Origin of the sequence: Rothia mucilaginosa (assembly GCF_901875305.1) — a bacterium.
Classification (GTDB): domain Bacteria; phylum Actinomycetota; class Actinomycetes; order Actinomycetales; family Micrococcaceae; genus Rothia.
In genome coordinates this window covers 107,927-127,096 of sequence record NZ_CABFLY010000003.1, presented here as the reverse complement: position 1 = coordinate 127,096, position 19,170 = coordinate 107,927, and the positions used below count along the sequence as shown (strand labels likewise).

Annotated in this window: 17 protein-coding genes; 7 read left to right on the top strand and 10 right to left on the bottom strand. The window is 59.0% G+C overall.

Going from position 1 to position 19,170, the window contains the following annotated elements; all coding sequences use genetic code 11:
• Positions 1-135 precede the first annotated feature (135 nt).
• The 4 genes from JX292_RS04700 to rsmI all read right to left on the bottom strand — a co-directional run bounded on the left by JX292_RS04700 (position 136) and on the right by rsmI (position 4,194).
• A complete protein-coding gene (locus JX292_RS04700) occupies positions 136-957 on the bottom strand; it encodes a glycosyltransferase family 25 protein (RefSeq protein WP_204862037.1) in 822 nt (273 codons plus the stop codon).
• A gap of 11 nt (positions 958-968) precedes the next feature.
• A complete protein-coding gene (locus JX292_RS04695; RefSeq protein ID WP_239653639.1) occupies positions 969-1,793 on the bottom strand; it encodes a glycosyltransferase family 25 protein in 825 nt (274 codons plus the stop codon).
• 273 nt (positions 1,794-2,066) lie between these two features.
• Positions 2,067-3,140 carry a TatD family hydrolase gene (locus JX292_RS04690; RefSeq protein WP_204862035.1) on the bottom strand — a complete coding sequence of 358 codons (1,074 nt, stop codon included), beginning with the start codon at positions 3,138-3,140 and terminating at the stop codon, positions 2,067-2,069.
• Positions 3,141-3,255: 115 nt separating this feature from the next.
• Complete coding sequence (rsmI, locus tag JX292_RS04685; RefSeq protein ID WP_204862034.1) at positions 3,256-4,194, bottom strand: 16S rRNA (cytidine(1402)-2'-O)-methyltransferase; 939 nt, start codon at positions 4,192-4,194, stop codon at positions 3,256-3,258.
• Between the two features lie 172 nt (positions 4,195-4,366).
• Between rsmI and JX292_RS04680 the strand changes: the two genes are divergently transcribed.
• Complete coding sequence (locus JX292_RS04680; RefSeq protein WP_204862033.1) at positions 4,367-5,998, top strand: dolichyl-phosphate-mannose--protein mannosyltransferase; 1,632 nt, start codon at positions 4,367-4,369, stop codon at positions 5,996-5,998.
• Between the two features lie 93 nt (positions 5,999-6,091).
• Here JX292_RS04680 and JX292_RS04675 read toward each other — a convergent pair whose 3' ends face one another.
• The 3 genes from JX292_RS04675 to JX292_RS04665 form a co-directional block, all read right to left on the bottom strand.
• Positions 6,092-7,465, bottom strand: coding sequence for a TIGR01906 family membrane protein (locus tag JX292_RS04675; RefSeq protein ID WP_204862025.1), 1,374 nt, complete (start codon positions 7,463-7,465; stop codon positions 6,092-6,094).
• 135 nt (positions 7,466-7,600) lie between these two features.
• Positions 7,601-7,825, bottom strand: a complete 225-nt coding sequence (locus tag JX292_RS04670; RefSeq protein WP_204862023.1) for a DUF3499 family protein — start codon at positions 7,823-7,825, stop codon at positions 7,601-7,603.
• A gap of 20 nt (positions 7,826-7,845) precedes the next feature.
• Complete coding sequence (locus JX292_RS04665; RefSeq protein WP_345771515.1) at positions 7,846-8,265, bottom strand: WhiB family transcriptional regulator; 420 nt, start codon at positions 8,263-8,265, stop codon at positions 7,846-7,848.
• Between the two features lie 687 nt (positions 8,266-8,952).
• Here JX292_RS04665 and JX292_RS04660 point away from each other — a divergent pair.
• On the top strand, positions 8,953-9,747 hold the full coding sequence (locus JX292_RS04660; RefSeq protein WP_204862021.1) for a TIGR03089 family protein: 795 nt from the start codon (positions 8,953-8,955) through the stop codon (positions 9,745-9,747).
• A gap of 126 nt (positions 9,748-9,873) precedes the next feature.
• On the opposite strand, the gene JX292_RS04655 is transcribed toward JX292_RS04660, so the two are convergent.
• Positions 9,874-10,479 carry a GtrA family protein gene (locus JX292_RS04655; RefSeq protein WP_239653638.1) on the bottom strand — a complete coding sequence of 202 codons (606 nt, stop codon included), beginning with the start codon at positions 10,477-10,479 and terminating at the stop codon, positions 9,874-9,876.
• Between the two features lie 270 nt (positions 10,480-10,749).
• Here JX292_RS04655 and JX292_RS04650 point away from each other — a divergent pair, with 270 nt between their 5' ends.
• The 3 genes from JX292_RS04650 (at position 10,750) to JX292_RS04640 (ending at position 13,711) form a co-directional block, all read left to right on the top strand.
• Entirely contained in the window at positions 10,750-11,940 is a 1,191-nt protein-coding gene (locus JX292_RS04650) for a 5-(carboxyamino)imidazole ribonucleotide synthase (RefSeq protein ID WP_204862019.1), read from the top strand.
• 111 nt (positions 11,941-12,051) lie between these two features.
• Complete coding sequence (gene purE / locus JX292_RS04645) at positions 12,052-12,690, top strand: 5-(carboxyamino)imidazole ribonucleotide mutase (RefSeq protein WP_204862011.1); 639 nt, start codon at positions 12,052-12,054, stop codon at positions 12,688-12,690.
• 19 nt (positions 12,691-12,709) lie between these two features.
• The gene (locus tag JX292_RS04640; RefSeq protein WP_204862010.1) at positions 12,710-13,711 is read left to right on the top strand and encodes a lipid II:glycine glycyltransferase FemX; all 1,002 of its coding nucleotides are present in this window, start codon (positions 12,710-12,712) and stop codon (positions 13,709-13,711) included.
• 95 nt (positions 13,712-13,806) lie between these two features.
• Here JX292_RS04640 and glpX read toward each other — a convergent pair whose 3' ends face one another.
• A complete protein-coding gene (gene glpX / locus JX292_RS04635; RefSeq protein ID WP_204862008.1) occupies positions 13,807-14,814 on the bottom strand; it encodes a class II fructose-bisphosphatase in 1,008 nt (335 codons plus the stop codon).
• Between the two features lie 321 nt (positions 14,815-15,135).
• On the opposite strand from glpX, the gene JX292_RS04630 reads away from it, so the two are divergent.
• Both JX292_RS04630 and JX292_RS04625 read left to right on the top strand, forming a co-directional pair.
• Positions 15,136-15,867 (top strand): carbonic anhydrase, encoded by a 732-nt coding sequence (locus JX292_RS04630; protein WP_204862005.1) that lies wholly within the window; start codon positions 15,136-15,138, stop codon positions 15,865-15,867.
• Between the two features lie 233 nt (positions 15,868-16,100).
• Positions 16,101-17,507: a class II fumarate hydratase gene (locus JX292_RS04625; protein ID WP_204862003.1), complete on the top strand. Its 1,407-nt coding sequence runs from the start codon at positions 16,101-16,103 to the stop codon at positions 17,505-17,507.
• A gap of 135 nt (positions 17,508-17,642) precedes the next feature.
• Here the strand turns inward: JX292_RS04625 and JX292_RS04620 are convergent, their stop codons facing one another.
• Entirely contained in the window at positions 17,643-18,914 is a 1,272-nt protein-coding gene (locus tag JX292_RS04620) for an MFS transporter (RefSeq protein WP_239653637.1), read from the bottom strand.
• Positions 18,915-19,170: the final 256 nt, after the last annotated feature.

Genomic DNA, 19,170 nt, shown 5'->3' with positions numbered 1-19,170 from the left:
GCGATATGGTACGCGTCGTGCTGGTATTCAGCAAAAACAATCCCCTCCCTATCGTGTGTGCGATAGGGAGGGGGGGAAAAGTCAGGCAGAAGACCCACTATATATGTGATAGCAGTAGCCCATTCCGTCTCTGGGTTACCGTCCCAAGCGCCGCTTCAAATCCTCAAAAGTTGCTTCCAGGATATTCTGTGCATTCTGCAAACGCTTCCTCGGCGCCAAGGCGATGCGCAAACGATCGAGAGAGCCGGTGCCATGCTGCGTGCTCTTGAGGCTTTCCAGGTGACGAACGCCAGAAGTTTGAATGAGGCTGGTACCTTCCCAACCGCATAGACCGGGTTGCACCAAATATACGTCCACTCCCCATTCTCGATAGAGAGAATAATCATCGGCAACAACGCCAGGAACCGTCTCGCCAAAACATTCCACGAGTCGTTCAGCCCCGGAACGCGAAAGAAGATACAAGGCAGCACCATACAGAGGCTTTGAACCATAGGTACTCCCCATACGGTACTTACCGTACACAAAAGGAGAAAGCAACGACAGACGAGGATAATCCACCCGGGGGTTCAACTTGCCAGCTTCAGAAGCGTAGATATCGCCCAGGTTAACCATCTGTACGTGAGGATACTTGTCAATAATCCTCTCCACTACAGGCTGAAGGTCAGGGGAAATAAGGATATCGTCCTCTGCCAGCAAAGCCCAGTCGGCATCTGAAGCGAGGAAGTCCTTCCACATGTGGTAATGGCTCAAAGCGCAACCCTTTTCGGCAGGCCTTGGCTCTTTACCGTAACGAGTCAAGAACAGCTTGCTATCGAATTGTGCATCAGTGACATGATCGTCGCGATTATCTACTGCAGAATAACGCTGAAAATCTTGAGCAGGTGCGCCCACGGAGAAGAAAGAGTTGAATCGGTTAGCGTTGTCCATTCCCAGAACATATTTCAGAATTTTTGCCATGATTTTCCCCTTTACTCCGCCTTACCCAGGCGGTGCTTCACCTCGTCAAGAGTGGCTTCCAGAGCATTCTTTGCATTTGTAATACGCTTCTTGGGCGCCAATGCAATACGTAGACGGTCAAGAGGACCAGTACCGTGTTGGAGACTATTCACCTTATCCAGATGACGCTTACCGGATTCCAAAATAACGCTACTACCCTCCCAGCCGCACAGACCAGGCTGTACAAAACGCACATCCACGCCCCACTGCTGGTACAGCTTATAGTCATCAGCCACAGTACCCGGAACCTTACTCTCGAACTGCTTGAGCAACAGCTCAGCACCCGATCGGGAAATCAGATACAGGCCAGTACAAACCAAAGGCCAGCTACCGTACGGCTTACCCATACGGTACTTGCCGTATACGAAAGGAGACAACAATGACAAGCGAATATACTCCACGTGCGGATTCAATTTGCCCGCATCATTTGCAAAAGAATCGCTGAGATTCACCAGTTGAACCTGCGGGTACTTCGTGATAATTGCCTCGACTACTGCCTGAGCATCAGAAGAAATCAGTGCGTCGTCCTCCGCAATCAGAGCCCAATCAGCATCTGATGCAACGAACTCCTTCCACATCTTCACGTGACTGAGCATACAGCCTTTCTCAGCGGGCTTCGGGTTGCAATGCCAACGCTGACGGAACGCCTCGGCATCGAACTCAGAAGCAGTGACGTGATTATCACGATTATCAACCGCTGAATACCGGACGAATCCCTGGGCAGGCGCACCCACCGAATAGAACGAGTCAAAACGGTTAGCACCGTCCAGGCCCAGAACATATTTAGTAATTCTCATCAAAAGAATCCTCCGATTTCATGATGACGCCGCATGGGGAGCACATAGTGCTTAGAGAGGAACCCGGACATAGCACATATCGTGCAAACGTCAGGTGGTTGGGGTATCTCTATCTACGACTTCCGGAAGAGAATATTTATATGAGAGTGAATAATATGAAACTATCACAGAAACATGCACATTCGCTAATAAAAAGATAATGCACAATCACAGCCGTCATAGAACATCGTACTGAAAAATACACTCGCCTCATAACCTAGCAGACTGATCAGCCTACCACTGACCGTACACACGCTCCGAATTTTCGCGGATGCGGCGGCACAACGCCTCCAGCTCCTCACTGCGGTGAGCCGCCATAAAACGCACTGTGTAATTTGTCATATAAGACGCATTCGGGCGACCACGGAACGGATGCGGGGTCAAGAACGGCGCATCCGTCTCAGCCAGAATCAGCTCCGGTCGAGCCATCGCCAGCGATTCCTGAATACCCTTCGAGTTCTTGAAGGTAACCGTACCCGAAAAGCTCATGTACCAGCCGCGCTCGTTACAGATTGCGGCCAGCTCGGGCCCACCCGAGTAGCAGTGGAACACGGTCCGCGCCGGCGCGCCCTCCTCGTCCAGGATGCGCACGACGTCCTCGTGGGCATCACGGTCGTGAATCTGCAGCGCCAGGTTATGCTTCTTTGCCAGACGGATGTGCTCGCGGAAGCTGTAGTGCTGTGCTTCCTTACCCTCATCTCCGGTGCGGAAGTAGTCCAGGCCGGTCTCACCGATGGCGCGCACGCGGTCGGCAGCGGCCAGGCGGTCCAGGGTTGCGAGCGCCTCTTCGAGGGTTCCAGCCTGGGCAAGCTCGGGCGCGGTGTTCGGGTGAATGGCGACGGCGGCCAGCACACGCTCGTCAGCCTGGGCGGCGGCCACGGCGTAGAGGGAGGAGGGGATGTCGCATCCGACCTGCACGATGGCGCCGATGCCGAGCTTCTCACCGGCATCGAGCGCATCGCGGGCGCTGATTTCTACCTCGCCGTCGAGCAGGTCCATGTGAGTGTGGTTGTCAACGATGGGGTAGGGCAGCGGCTCGGGGGCGGGTGGGAAAACCAGGTTGCGGCTACGACCGTTCTCACCGGTCGTGGAGCGGCGGCGGGTGCCTTCCCCGCCCTCGGCGTCGCTAATACCAGCGTAGAGTTCCGCCTCGTAGGGGGCCGGAATCTCGCCGGGCACGATGCTCCAGCCCTGCGGCAGCACGGTTCCCTCCAGCTGTGCGGGGGTGGGCAGAGTGTAGCCGGCCAAGGCGGCGAGGGCGTTCAGGTCTTCCTGGGTGATAGCGTTACCGGTATGGTTCTGGCACATGGGGATTCCTTCTGTGTGTTTGCAATGCCGCGAGGTAGTCCGCACAGGGTAATCCGAGGTCCACCCTATGGGGGGGGGGTGCGACACCAAAGTGATTACTGTTCCGGACGGTTCATTATTCCGCACGGGCAGCCAGGGCTGCCTCGTACAGCTCGCGCTTGGAGGTGCCGGTCTCGGCAGCAACGGCGGCGCAGGCGGCCTTGAGACGCTCACCGGCGGCCACGCGGTCGAGAACCAACTGCACGACGTCCTGAGCTTCGGGGGTTTCGGGGGCTTGCGCGCCCTCGACAATAATGACAATCTCACCGCGGATACGTTCGGCTTCAGCCCACTCGGCGAGCTCAGCGAGGGTGCCGCGGCGAACCTCCTCATAGAGCTTGGTCAGCTCGCGGCTGACGGTGCCTCGACGGTCCGCGCCGAAGGTCTGCACAAAATCAGCGAGGGTCGCGGCGGTGCGGTGCGGGGATTCGTAGAAAATCATGGTGCGCTCTTCTCCCGCCAGCGAGGCGAGGCGACGCGAACGCTCGGAGCCCTTGCGGGCCAGGAAACCCTCGAAGGCGAAGCGGCCGGTGGGCAGGCCCGATAGCGCGAGCGCGGTCAAGGCGGCGGAGGGGCCGGGCACCACGGTGATGGGCAGGTTCGCCTCGGCAACGGCTGCCGCGGCCACGTAGCCGGGATCGGAGACGGTGGGCATGCCCGCATCCGAGAGGAGGAGCACGCGCTGGCCGTCCTGCACTGCCTGCACGATGGTTGCGCTACGCTCTTCTTCGTTATGGTCGTGGTTGACGATGACGCGGCCGCGAGTGCGCACGCCAAGCCCGGAAGCGAGGGTCCGCAACTTGCGGGTGTCCTCGACGGCAATGAGGTCGGCAGTGGCAAGAGCCGAGCGCAGGCGGTCGGAGGCGTCAGCCAGGTTGCCGATGGGGGTGCCACCGAGGATAAGCACGCCGCCTTCTTCGGTCGTGACGGGCACGTCATTGTTAAGTGCCTCGGCCGTTGAGGGTTCGGAGAGCTCGATGGGTTCTTCGGGGTGTTCCGCGGCGGGTGCAGTCATGGCAGGCCTCGTGTCTGTGTCTGGTCTTCGCTTACCACCTAAGTGTAGCGCTCACTTTTCGGGCGGCGCGTTCGGGTTACGCTTTCCCGGCGGCGGGTCCTCCGGGCGTCATATACCCTCGTCACCGGGCGGAAATGGTGCATCGCACTGTCTAACCATTTAGGATGGATGGGTGAAGATACCTAAGCTCTCCTCCCCCGAGGCCTCGACCGGGTCGAGCCGGGCCGCCGTCCGTGCAGGACGCTACGGTCTGGACTCCCTGCTCGATGCCCTCGCTGTCGCCTACATCCGTGCCCCGCGCTGGGGTTGGGTAGCCCCCACACTAATTGTGCTACTGGCCGGCGTGCTGCGCTTCTACAACTTGGCTCACCCGAACGCCATCGTCTTCGACGAAACCTACTACGCGAAAGATGCTTACTCCTACGTCCACTACGGCTACGAGCTGAGCTGGACGAAGGACGCGAACGCTTCTTTCGTGGCGGGGCACCCCTCGGGCATCCTGCCGGACTCACCGGAGTACGTGGTGCATCCGCCGCTGGGTAAGTGGATGATCGCCGCGGGCATGGCGATTTTTGGCGATAATAGTCCCTTCGGTTGGCGCGTTTCAGCGGCCCTTATCGGTACGCTGTCGGTGGCACTGATTGCCTACGCCGCGTGGTTGCTTTTCCGTTCCGTGACGGTTTCGACCATTGCGGCGCTGTTGGCCACGGTGGACGGCCTCATGTTGGTTGAGTCGCGTCTGGCGCTACTCGATATCTTCCAGATGTTCTGGATTCTGGCGACCTTCGTGTGCTTGCTCTTGGACCGCATCCACGCCCGGCGTGTGTTGGCTCGTAATATTGCGGAGGCGGCCCGGCATCATCAGGGGGAGCTTCCCCCGATGTCTTGGGGCCCGAGTATGGGCCTGCGTCTGTGGCGTGTGGCGGCCGGTGTGTGCGCCGGTGCCGCCGTGGGCGTGAAGTGGAACTCTCTCTTCTTCATCGCCGCGATGGGTCTGCTGACGGTTTTCTGGGATATGAACGCCCGCCGCATCGTTGGCCTGCCGAAGTGGGGTTTGACTGCTCTGGTGCGCGACGGCATCCCGGCTTTCGTGCAGATGATTGGCGTGGGCCTGCTGGTGTATCTGAGCACCTGGGCCGGTTGGTTCCAGTCGTCGAACGCGTACTTCCGTCACTGGGCTCAGGAGAACCCGGGTAAGGGTCTTCTGTGGCTTCCCGAGGATTTGCGTTCCCTATGGGAGTACCACGCCTCCGCTTTCAAGTTCCACTCGGGTCTGAGTAGCCCGCACACCTATTCATCGCAGGCGTGGCAGTGGCTGATTCTGGGCCGCCCGACCTCATACTTCTACGAGTCACCAAAAATGGGTTCCGCCGGATGCACGGTAAAGTCCTGCTCCGAGGCCATTTTGAACATTGGTAACCCGGCGATCTGGTGGGCGTTTATTCCCGCGGCACTGGTGGGGTTGCTCGTGTTCCTGCTCAAACGGGACTGGCGTTTTGGTGCGTTGCTGCTGGTGTTTGGCGCCGGTTACTTCCCGTGGTTTATGTACCCGACCCGCACGATGTTCTACTTCTACGCGCTGTCCTTCGAGCCGTTCCTGATTCTGCTGTTGGCTGGTACCCTAGGCCTGGGCCTCTCGGGGGCTCGCGGCTCGGTGGTAAGGGCGCGCGTCGGCGTGACCGTGGTTGTGCTGTACCTGGTAGGTGTGCTCGTGGTGAGCGCATACTTTATGCCGCTGTGGACGGCTCAGGTTATTCCCTACGAGCAGTGGTACTCGCACATGTGGTTCAAGTCTTGGATTTAGGATCCCGGATCTAATCCGCGGGCGACCCAAATACGTGGGGGGGCCGGAACCATATGGTTCCGGCCCCCTCGCTATGCATCCAGACGCGCGATGCTAGTTCTCACCCACACGGGCCGAAGCAAGCTTGATGCGCAGTTCCTGGCGTTCCTGGCGGCGACGCTCTGCCTTGAGCTTGCGGTAGGTCGTGGGCCAGGTGGCCACCAGCAAAATCACAATCTGCGCGACCACGATAGCCGCCACGGCGATGGCCGCGTCAATCCAGAACTGCGGCGGGTAGAGGCGAATCAGGGTGCTACGCACCGAGAATTCCCAGTTACCCTGCGGGAAGAACACCTGATGGAAGGTTGTGAAGAGCCACTCCCAGCCGAATGCTCCGACGACGCCCAGCACCACGATGAGGCCCAGGGTAATCCAGGTGCCGGTGAAGAGGCTACGGCGAATCACGCCGGGGGCGCGCTCACGCAACGAGAGGCTACTGAAGAGCGTAACCAGCACAAACACGGCGACGGCAAGCGTGGCAATCAGCAGAACCCACTTCACATCGTGCATGTGGTTGACCTCTGCGTCGGTGAAAGCGAGGGTCTTATCTGCACCGGTGCTGATGCGTGCGAGGTACTCTCGCGGGGCAAAGTTGTTGATGTAGTCCAGACCGTAGGAGCCCAGGCGCATGCGTTCGATGAGGTAGTAGCCGTAGCTGTCCTCGGGGAACCCAGGTCGGTGGTACTCAAACCAGAGGAAGGGCGCGGAGGCGACAGCACGAATCGCAATCATCAACACGCTCAGGGGCACGGCCAGGGCGATGAGCGTGGCGCGCAACTTCAGCAGGCGCGGCTGATCTTGCATGGCATCCTGACGGGCCGCGGCGCGTTCTGCTGCCTCGGGTGAGGATGCGAGGGAGGAAAGCGGCGCGTTGGGGTCGGCAACGGTCTGATTCTGGCCGGTGCGGGTGGTTTCAGTACGGTACTTACGACAGCTGTTACCCGTGGTGGTTGCGGCCTCGGCGGTGGCGACACCCGCCGCCTGGGCGGGTGCACCCGCGGCGGGTGTACTGGAGGCGGTTGCGGGGGCCGAAGCTGCCGCCTCAGCTTCGGCGGCGCGCTGCATGGTCTCGCGGTTGAGATCGCTGAGCGTGGGGTTTTTGGGGGTGCTCTGGGAGTCGCGGACCAGGGGCACGAAGCCGGTGGAGACGTTGGTTCGGGTGCGCACACGCGAACCGACACCCTGCTCACGCAGTTTGCTACGGGCCGGAACAACGGGAACAGAGCCGGTGGGCAGGTCGGGTTCTTCGGCTACACTCGGAACGTCGGCGGCAATGCGCCCGAAAGCTCCGGTATTCGGCGCCGGTTCTACGGCCTGGCGGTTGGCCTGTCGCTCGGCTTGGCGGGCTTGCAGGAGCTCCTCTGCGTTGGTTCGACGGATGGCCGGGCGCAGGGCTCCCCACATGCCTCGAGGTGTTTCTTTGGTCATGGTCTCGCGTTCTATCGTGAGTGAGTGTCCGTTGAGTGTGTTCGGGCGGGTGAATACTACCTGTCAGTTTCTCACACGCAAAGAACCTTCCGCGGCAATTCGCGGAAGGTTCTTTACATTCTAGTGCTTTAAAGCTTAGTTTTCGGTGTCTGCAGCCTGGACAGGCACCTTGTAGACCACACGCCAGCCCTGCGGCGCAGTGAGCCGGGCGGCATGCTCGTCGCAGAGATCGTAGGCGTGGGGATCACGAAACTCCGAGAGCTCATCGATGGTTGCGGTGGAGTCCGCGTAAGAGTAATGGAGGGTGACGGTCGCCTCTCGTCGACAGGTTTGGCGGGAGCACAGTCGCGCAGTCTGCATGTGGGTTATACCTTCCTGGCTTAGCTCGCCTGTTTGCGTAGTCGGCGGCGTTCTCGTTCTGACAGACCGCCCCAGATGCCGAAGCGCTCGTCATTGTCCATTGCATATTGTAGACACTCTTCACGCACAGGGCATACACCGCACACCCTTTTGGCGTCCCGGGTGGATCCGCCCTTTTCGGGAAAGAAGGCTTCAGGATCAGTCTGAGCGCAGAGTGCTTCGGCTTGCCAGGCGAGTTCTCCGTCGTCTCCTTCGGTTCCGTAGAGTCCGGCGGCGGCGGCCCAGATATCGACGGGGGCGGTGGCAGACTGTCGCCGCCCTGCGTCGGTGAGGAAGGTGTCGGTGGCTTGTTCGAGTGATGGTGCAGGGTTCATGCTACGGTGCTGAGCGCCTGAGGTGCGTGCCGCGGTCATGCGGTCAGCGGCTAGGTAGGAGCCCATGGGTATTCCTTCCGTGTTCTCATTGTGAGGATAATGAGTCTGCGGATCCGTCGTGGACAGAATCTTAGTGTGTATGGTGTGGCATGATTCGCTTCGGTCTCTATGGTCCCCCAAAGCAAACACGCTTATATATCTATTAGACGTGCGACACGCTGTTTCGTCAAACTAGACTTATTGATTGTTTGGATGTATATAACACGAAGATTATTTATTGTAATTGCGACTTTTATTTGGCACAGAAACTAAGAATATCGTTTCACAAATGGCGCGAAGCACCTCGTCGAACCCCTCGTCACGCACCTGTTTTCTGGGGCGATTTCTTGCGGCCGAATACCTTCTGGGGCTCCCACCCTATCCTTTAGAGACTCAGCAATAAATAAGAGTAGCCATACCTAATCTCTTGTCGCCCGAGTGTTTCCCCATTCATACAGTTACGCATATTTGATCTTACAGACAAATATTTCATTACTACAACGAGAAAACTTTACATTAAGCGGTTTTATGGCAATCACTATTTGAAAAATATCGCTCCGCTCCGCATGTTTTTCTTCCGCCCACTCGCTGAAAATTTTCTCGTCGCTGTTTTATGGCGCTACCGCCCTGGCCCACCCCTCATCGCACGGCCGAGGCAAACGTCAAGGATGGCCCGTACCAAGGGCAAAGCCCACGGTGCGGTAGAGTGAAACCATGGTTACCCTATCCCCCACCGGTCCCGTGGCTCCCGCCTCCCTCAACCGGTTCTTTGAGACTCTCAGCTCCATACAGACCCCCGCGCTCATCTGGTATTCCGACGATGGCGAGCGCATTGAGCTTTCCGGGCGAGTCCTCATGAACTGGGTCAACAAGGCTGCTAACCTGCTCATCGAGGAATGTGACCTCACCGCTGATGAGGCCTTCGACCTACAGGCCCCCTTGCACTGGCGCCCTCTGGTGGTCGGCTTGGCCGCCCTGCGCGTGGGTGTGACTCTCAATCAGGATGAGCCCCTGGCCGCCGCAGTGTGCACTGAACAGGACGCGCACTTCGTGAACGACCCAGCCTACCTTCTGGCGGTCGACCGCGCTCCCCTGGCCCTCGCCTACTCGGGGGATCTAACGGCCCTGCAAACCTACGCCGATGAAGTGCTCGATTTCTGTGCCCTCGTGCCCAGCATGGGGGACCACTACGAGGGACTACTACCCGATGAGTCTACCGAAGTCATCGAGGGCTTCACCTACTCTGAGGCCTACGCACAGATTCGCCAGCTGGCTGACTCGTACCGCGGCGAAACGCTTTCCGGCGGTCAGCGGGCGCTGGCCCTCATGCTGAGCCCCAGCTACGGTTTTGATTCCTCGAACGCAACGCTGAGCACTCTGATGCAGGCCTTGGCCATCATGGCTTCGGGGCACGCCGTGTTCCTGGCTGATCCAGCCGTTGAGTGGAGCGAGGAGCGGCTTACATCCCTCCTGGAGGCTGAGCGGGCCAAGGAACTCCCCTGTAGCTAGGCCGCGCTCCGATACGACAAGACCCTAGGGGCAAAGACTAAGCACCGGTCCCGATACCTCGTGTATCGGGACCGGTGCTTAGTCGTCGTGGTACGAGTGGCTGGCCCTGCGCCGCACGGTTATCGTTTAGTGGCCGTGCCCGGTGCCGGATGCGCTCGCCTCACCGCCCTGAGCGTTGGAGTTCTTGGAGGATTCGCCGTCTAGGATGGCGGCCGCGTCATCAAACATGCGGCCGAGTTCCTCGTGGTCAGTGCCCTCGCCCTTGGAGACCTGGTTACGGTGCGAACCGTACACCCAGAAGCGGTAGAGGAAGTATCGCAGGATGGTGCCCAGAATGGTACCGATAATCGTACCGGAGATGAATGAGGCCTCAGCGGTGCGCAGGTTCAGCACGTAGGTGCTGAAGGCCACACAACCGGCCTCAACCAGGATACCCAGCAGGTTGACGATGCCGAATTCAATGGCCTCACGTTTCCAGTTCTCTGAGCGGGATTCGCGGAAGGTCCACAGGCGGTTCATGAGCCACGAGAAAATGGTGGCCACGATACTTGCAATGACCTTCGCCTTCGTGTGGGAGTGCGACATGACGGTCATCATGAGGACCCACACGGTAATGGAATTCACCACAAACGCGGCACCGCCAACGGTTCCGAACTTAAGCACCTCGATGCCGTAGCTATCCCATAAGGATTTCAGTCGTTCGGTCATGGTGGGTTTAGTCTGTGTGCTCATGCGGGGCCTATCTAGCAGATGGTGTCGGTGCATAACTTCCGGGTCCTCGGAGATGGGGCCGCGAAGCCGAAACCTGGCACCGGGGACTTTTCAAGCTCTTCATATGGTAGTACAGACCGGCCGAGTTATCCCTAGCCGCGCCGGATTTTTTATCCAACATCCAGTTGGGTAGCGGAAGCTCTCTCTCCAGGCCAAGGGCCGCTACCTTCCGGTAGTTCACGATACGGTTCATCTAACGTGTACGTCCCGAAGCGAGTACACTTAGGTGATGTGACTTACCCTGTAACTGGACCCGTAATTGGCGTCATCGGTGGAGGCCAGCTGGCCCGCATGATGGCCCCCGCAGCAACTAACCTTGGCATCAACCTGCAGATTCTCGCGGAGGCGCCCACCGTCGGCGCCGTGGCGGCGGTACGCACCGCCCCTGTCGGCGATTACAAGGATCTCGATACCCTCCGCGAGTTTGCCCGCGGCAAGGATGTCATCACTTTCGATCACGAGCACGTGCCCACCGAGTTTTTGCGCACCCTCATGGCTGAAGGTGTGAACGTGCAGCCTCAGCCCGACGCCCTGCAGTACGCGCAGGATAAGCTCCTGATGCGCCAGGCCGTTGAGCGTCTGGGCCTGCCGAACCCGCGTTGGGCACGGGTGACAACCCTGGATGAGCTTCTCGCTTTCGGCGATGAGATTGGCTGGCCCGTGGTGCTGAAGACTCCGCGCGGCGGCTACGACGGCAAGGGCGTACTCGTTCTGGATTCTCCCGAGGAGGCTCGCGAGCGTAGCGCCGAGTGGTTTGAGCAGCTGCCCTCCCGCACCGATTTCTCCGCCCTGCTGGCCGAGGAGAAGGTGCCTTTCACCCGCGAGCTTTCTGCGCTGGTGGCTCGACGTGAGAGCGGCGAGGTGCGCCCCTGGCCGGTTGTCGAGACCATCCAGGTGAATTCCATCTGTGACGAGGTGATTGCCCCCGCGCAAAACCTGTCCCCCGAGATCGCAGAGGCCGCCGCGGCCGCTGCGGTGACTATTGCCTCCGAGCTGGGCGTGACCGGTGTGATGGCTGCCGAGCTCTTTGAGGTACCCGGCTCCCCCGCAGGCTTCTACATCAACGAGCTGGCGATGCGTCCGCACAATACCGGCCACTGGACCCAGAATGGTTCGGTGACCAGCCAGTTCGAGCAGCACCTGCGCGCTGTGCTGGACTTGCCGCTGGGCGATACCTCCGTGCTGGACGAGGTCGCCGTCATGAAGAACTACCTGGGTGGCGAGAACGAGGACATCTTCGGTGTCTACCCTCTGGCGCTCTCGGCTGAGCCTCGCGCCAAGATTCACTTCTACGGTAAGGAAACCCGCCCGGGCCGCAAGATTGGCCACGTCAATATTTCGGGTCGGGTTGATGAGCTTGAGAGCCTACGCCACAGTGCCGCCAACGCCGCATCTATTCTGCGCGATGGCCGCCCCCTGTAAGTGGCGGGCCACTCAATGTAGGTCGAGTGCGGGTTCTCTCCGCCGAGAGCCCGCGCCCGACGCCCCTAGTGATGGTGGTACTCCACCGCATTGTGAAAGGATATGAGGATTATGTCTCAGTCTCCCTATGATTCCTCCCAGCCCATCGTCGGCATTGTGATGGGTTCCGATTCGGACTGGTCGGTCATGGAGGCCGCCGCCGAGGTGCTGGAAGAATTCGGCATCCCCTACGAGGCTGACGTCGTTTCGGCTCACCGTATGCCCGAGGACATGATTGAGTACGGCAAGAAAGCTCACAGCCGCGGCATCCGTGTGATTATCGCCGGTGCGGGCGGTGCTGCCCACCTGCCGGGTATGCTCGCCTCCGTGACCGCGCTGCCCGTGATTGGTGTTCCGGTGCGTCTGAAGAACCTCGAAGGCATGGATTCGTTGCTGTCGATTGTTCAGATGCCCGCCGGTGTTCCGGTGGCTACCGTGTCTATCAACGGTGCACGTAATGCGGGTCTGCTGGCCCTGCGTATCCTGGGTTCGGGCACCGATGCTTTTGCTCGTCAGGTGCACGATGACCTGCACGCGTTCTCGACCAACCTGCGTCAGACGGCTATTGATAAGGGTGCCGCCCTGCGCACCCGCGTAGCCAAGGCTAAGGCCAAGGCAGCCGCTGAGCGTGAGGCTAAGGAGAACGTCTCGTTTACCCGCCCGAATTCCTCCCCCGAGGCCTCTTCGGAGCCGCAGGCTTACGTTCCCTAAGCTCGGATACACTAGAGGAATGAGCAATATTCTTCAGTCCGATATTTGGGCACGTTTTCAGGAATCTAATGGTCACACCGTGATTCGCAAGAGCGGTAACGGCTGGTCATACCTTGCGACCGTTGAGGGCGGCGCTACTGGCCGCTACCTGTACAGCCCGTACGGACCGGTTGCTTCGAGCGCTGTGGCCTTTGACGAGGCTCTCGCCTCACTGAAGAAAGAAGCTGCGAAGCACCGTTGCTTGTTTGTACGTATCGAACCCACTGAGTCGGCCATCTGGGGTGATCAGGATGCAGCGGCGTTCCTCGCGAAGCGCGGTGCAGTGTTGGCTCCCCGCCAGGTGCAGCCTTCACATACGCAGATTATTGATCTCTCGGGCTCTGAGGACGAGATTCTCAAGGGCATGAAGTCCAATAACCGCAATCTGCACCGCAACATCCACAAGAAGGGTGTGACCATCGAGGTTTCGACCAATCCTGCGGATATGTCGACTCTCTTCGGTTTCCTTGAGGAGACCGCGGAGCGTAATGGCTTCAACCGTCAGCACGACGATTACCTGATGCAGGTGGCCCGCGTGCTGATGCCCGCTGGCGCGGCTTCCCTGTACATCGCGAAGCTGGCGGGTGAGAACGGTGAGAGCACCCCGATTGCGGCGGCGTTTGTATACGATTCGGACGATACTCGCACCTACGCGCATGCGGCGGCCTCCTTCGAGCATCGTCGCCTGTCCGCGGGTATTCCCGTGGTCACGAACTTCATCCTGGACGCTAAGCGCAAGGGCCTGAAGTACGTGGATCTCTTCGGCATTGCGCCGGAGGATCAGCCGGACCATGAGTGGGCTGGCTTCACGAAGTTCAAGAAGTCCTTCGGCGGCAAGTCGGTGGAGTACCCGGGTACCTGGGATGTTCCGGTCACCTCGCTGGGTTACCGCGCCTACACCCTGGCATACAAGGCTCGCCCGGCGGTTCGTGATGCAATCTCGAAGGCAAAGGCAAAGGTTCAGGCCTTCCGCTCTCGCTAACGCCTGCCGGTAACGGCGATAAACATAAGGAGCCGCCCCCGACCGAACGATTCGGTTGGGGGCGGCTCCTTATATTTGTTGGCTATCTCAAAGGCTTAGGCCTGGCCGGGGCTCTTGGTGTGCGAGAGAATCTCACGCAGGCGGGAGAGGCGGTGCTCCGCCTCGACGGTGCGCACGGTGCCCGAAGAGGAACGCATAACCAGTGACTGGGTGGTGACGATGTTCTTGCTGTAGCGCACGCCGCGCAACAGCTTGCCGTCGGTGATACCGGTTGCGGCGAAGAAGCAGTTGTCGCTGGTGACCAGGTCGTCGGTGGTCAGCACGCGGTCCAGGTCGTGGCCTGCTGCCAGCGCCTTCTCGCGCTCTGCATCGTCGGTCGGTGCCAGGCGGCCCTGAATCACGCCACCGGTTGCCTTGATTGCGCACGCGGCGACGACGCCTTCGGGGGTGCCGCCGGTGCCGAGCATCAGGTCCACGCCGGTGTTCTCGCGGCAGGCGGCAATAGCGCCGGCGACGTCACCGTCGAGGATGATGCGGGTGCGGGCGCCAGCTTCGCGAATTTCCTGAATCAGCTTGGCGTGGCGGGGGCGGTCCAGCACGCAGACGGTCAGCTCGCTGACCTTCTTGCCCTTAGCCTTGGCAACCAGGTGCAGGTTCTGCTTGACCGGCAGGCGCAGGTCCACAAATTCGGCGGCCTCGGGGCCGGTGACCAGCTTCTCCATGTAGAACACGGCGGAGGGGTCGAACATGGTGCCGCCATCTGCCACTGCAATCACAGAGAGGGCGTTGTCCATACCAAGAGCGGTCAGGCGAGTACCGTCAATGGGGTCAACCGCAACATCAAGGGAGGGGCCGGAGCCATCGCCGACGTTCTCGCCGTTGTACAGCATGGGGGCCTTGTCCTTCTCGCCCTCACCGATAACGACGGTGCCGTTGAAGTGAATGGTGGAGAGACGGTAGCGCATAGCATCGACAGCTGCACCGTCTGCAAGGTTCTTTTCGCCCGCGCCAACCCAGGGACCCGCTGCGATGGCTGCGGCTTCGGTAGCGCGCACCAGTTCCATTGCCAGGTTACGGTCGCCGTGGTTATTGTTCGTAGTCATAGACTCACCTTCGAGAATTCTTGACAGCGCCGGTTGGCTGGACCTTTCCAGCACGAAATCACCGACGTTCAATGCTCCTTTCAGGATAGCGCGCTCACGCACCGCATTTCTCATTATGAACGGGTTTTCGAGCGTGTTGGTCATTCAGTGAAAGGATGCACCCCTGCTGTTCCGCGGGGGCGCGTCGCATTAGCTATTTTTCTCATCATTAGGCATATTTGAGTTATGTTCTTTGGGGCGTTGGTGAGGGGCCTCTCCGTTGGGGCCGCTCGGGCCGCCGAAGCCGCGTCCCCTGCGCCCAGATATCTAGGAGAAGACACCATGGCTAAGAAGCCCAACCAGGTTCAGCCGACCCCCGCAGAGGCGTGGAAGCATCTGAAGGACGGCAACCGACGTTTCGTTGAGGGTAGCAACGAGCACCCCAACCAGGACACCATCCGCCGTACCGACCTTGCTTCGGGGCAGTTCCCCTTCGCTTCCATCTTTGGTTGCGGTGACTCCCGTCTTGCGGCGGAAATTATTTTTGACCTGGGCCTGGGCGACGCCTTCGTGGTGCGCACCGCCGGCCACGTCCTGGAGAACGCCGCGCTCGGCTCGCTGGAGTACGCGGTGGAGGAGTTTGAGACCCCTATCGTAATGGTCCTGGGCCACGACTCCTGCGGCGCTGTGACCGCAGCCAACCAGTCCCTGGAGTCCGGCGAGATGCCGCACGGCTTCATCCGTAACCTGGTCGAGCACATCCTGCCCTCGGTGATGTCCCCGAAACTGCCGGAGAACCCGACCGTTAACGACATGGTGCGTGAGCACACCCGTCAGACCGCTATCCGTATTATCGAGCAGTCCCACATCATTTCGGAGGCGGTGGTTGCGGGCAAGGTCGCCGTGATTGGTGTCTTCTATCACCTGAAGGAGGGTAAGGCCGAGCTCGTGTTCAGCTCGCAGGACCTCGCCCTGCCGGAGGAGAAGAACGACGCGCAGAACCCGCCGACCCAGGCGCTTCCGGTGGTCGTGAAGACTCCCCCGCGCGTTGTGGTTGCTGAGAACCTGGACTAGAGCCCGGATTTATTTCTCCGGAGGGACGCTTGAATGACCCGCCGCGAGAACCCACGCGTTCGCACGCAAGGCCATGTTTTTTCATGGGTAGGCCCCTCCTCTACGGTGTGTTCCCACATCCGCGGGGCGGGGCTTTTCCCATGCTCTGAACCCTGCAAAATTTATGAGCGTTTTTCGTTTTCTGACACCGGATTTTGGCGACGAGAGCCACTTTAAGCGCCTATCCTAGAGGTATGGCTGAAAACATTGAATACCGCATTGAACATGACACCATGGGCGAAGTTCGCGTTCCGGCTGATGCACTCTACCGTGCACAGACCCAGCGCGCAGTCGAGAACTTCCCAATTTCGGGTCAGACCCTCGAATCCGCCCATATTCGTGCGCTTGCCCTCGTGAAGAAGGCAGCCGCGACCGCCAATGAGGAACTCAAGGTGCTCGACGCTGAGCGCGCCCAGGCTATTCGCGACGCAGCGGATCTGGTAGCAACCGGTAAATACGACGCCCACTTCCCCATTGACGTCTTCCAGACCGGCTCCGGTACCTCCTCGAACATGAACGCGAACGAGGTCCTGGCAACCCTGGCAACCCGTTCCCTGGAGTCCAAGGGCATTGAGGTTCACCCCAACGACCACGTGAACGCTTCCCAGTCCTCCAACGACGTCTTCCCCACCTCCGTGCACGTTGCTGTGACCGAGGCTCTGGTGAAGGACCTGATTCCCGCTCTCGAGGTGCTCGCTGAGTCTCTGGAGCGCAAGTCCGCAGAGTTCAAGGACGTTGTGAAGTCCGGTCGTACCCACCTGATGGACGCAACCCCCATCACCCTGGGTCAGGAGTTCTCCGGCTACGCCGCAACCGTGCGTTACGGCATTGAGCGTGTGAACGCTTCCCTGCCCCGCGTGGCTGAGGTTCCCCTGGGCGGTACCGCTGTGGGTACCGGTATTAACACCCCGGCTGGCTTCTCGGCTCGTGTGATTGAGCTGCTCGCTGAGGAGACCGGCCTGCCCCTGACCGAGGCTCGTAACCACTTCGAAGCTCAGGCTAACCGTGACGGCCTGATTGAGGTTTCCGGTCAGCTGCGCACCCTTGCGTACGGCCTGATGAAGATCAGCAACGACATCCGCTGGATGGGTTCGGGCCCGAACACCGGCCTGGGCGAGCTGCACATCCCCGACCTGCAGCCCGGCTCCTCGATTATGCCCGGTAAGGTCAACCCCGTGATTTGTGAGGCAACCATTCAGGTTGCCGCCCAGGTCATCGGTAACGACGCAACCATTGCCCTGTCTTCTACTAACGGCGCGTTTGAGCTGAACGTGGGCATTCCGGTGATGGCCGCTAACCTGCTGCAGTCGATTCGCCTGCTCGCTAATGTTTCTCGCGTTGCCGCTGAGAAGATGGTTGACGGTCTGACCGCTAACGTTGAGCGTTGCCGCTTCCTGGCTGAGGCTTCGCCGTCGACCGTGACCCCGCTGAACAAGCTGATTGGTTATGAAGCTGCTGCGAAGATTGCTAAGTACTCGGTGGCTCACAAGGTGACTGTCCGCGAGGCAGTTGTGGCTCTGGGTTACGTGGAGCGCGGCGAAGTGACTGAGGAGCGGCTGGATGCGGCTCTGGACGTCACCAAGATGCTGGGCAACTTCTAATCTCACCCGCCTGAACCTCGGTTGAGGTGCGCGGCTTAACCATAGGGGGAGGGGCGACTCGCCATGACGGCGGGTCGCCCCTCCTTCTGTGTATGTTCTTCGCCCCCCCGTCATTGAGTTGGCAGCAGGTCCTCACTATTGTTCAACAATATTGAACACTTTGAACTGTTTATAGTGGACCAGCGTGTAGATGAGGCAGAGTACAGCCGGGATACTGACGACGAGTGCAGCGTTGAAGGAGCCGAGATGGTCAAGCATCAGTGCTACCGCACCCATGGAGTACAGCGTTCCTAGCCCAAACACGGCACCGTCAAGGGAGCTGGCACGCCCCAGTAGCTCATTCGGTGTAATGCAGTCACGCAGATTGTTGGAGAAGATGAAAGCTGATGCCCATCCTACGTCCAGGATGAAGAGCAGGGCGCCGAGCACTACGGGGTTATTGCTGATGGTGACGAGCGGTATTCCGAGCAGGGATACGACATTGGCGACCAGCAGCATTCCTCGTGTGTTCTCGAAAGAGAGGAAACGATCGATGATGAGTGCCGCGACAATACCGCCGATACCGCTGCAGGCCATAATCATGCCTACCACTGAGGCTTCAAAAGTGAGTTCCTCGTACAGGCGGTAAATAATGATGAGTGAATACGATGCTGTAGCTGCCGCCAAGAAGAACGTGTAGACAAGGATAAGTCTCTGCGGGGCGCCGGAGAACATGTATTGGATACCGTCAAACATGCGGTGAATAAACCCATGTTGTACGGTTTCGCGTTGCTCAGTTTTAGTTTCCATCTCTACGGATGGCAACGTTGCGTATGAAATAGTTGCCGCTCCGAAAAGGAGCACCGGGACGATAAGACCGACCGTTGCACCCGCGACAAGAACAATAAATCCTGCTGTAGGGGGCGCAATGATTGCGGATATTCCCTCACAAATTTCACGACGTGCATTGTACGAAAGAAGGTTTTCTCGTCCGAGAAGCTGCGGAATATATCCTGCTTCTGAGGCAGCAGCCAGCTCGGAGAAGACACCGCTCACAAATCCTAGTGCGGCGATGGCGAACCATGACAGCATATGCTGCTCAATCATCAACGCCAAGGTAAGGATGCTGAGGATGTTTACTGCCCCGGCAATCACAATCATAGGTTTTCGAGGCAGACTATCAGATAGGGTTGCTAGTGGATATGCCAAGGCGATATTGGGGATTTGCATGGCTACTGCCATCACGCCAGCCAACCCAATTTCGCCTGTACTAGCGAGAATCGCGATGGGTAGGGCGAAGGAATATATTCCTGTACCTACCAGAGAGCCGATAAGGGCTACGTAGATTCTCCAGGGTATTTTATGTGTTGTCATGCTTTCCTCTTCCCAGCACGCATCAAAATAGCTGCTAACAATTGTGATGAACACGATGATCCTAGTTCACAGAAAATGGCATGCCTTAAAGATTTATAGGCAGAATAATGAAATGTTGTCCTAGGAATCTGAACTTTACTAGAGACAATATTGACAGTATCCTCCACCTCCTTACATACAGGCCAATTCCTATGAGATAGAATTTCGCCTCTTAAAATATGCTCCCCCAAACACATTGCACCCCTGCAGGACCCTAATGAATCTTGAAGAGAAGCATACAAAACTTCATTTCCCAAAGACATCATAACAA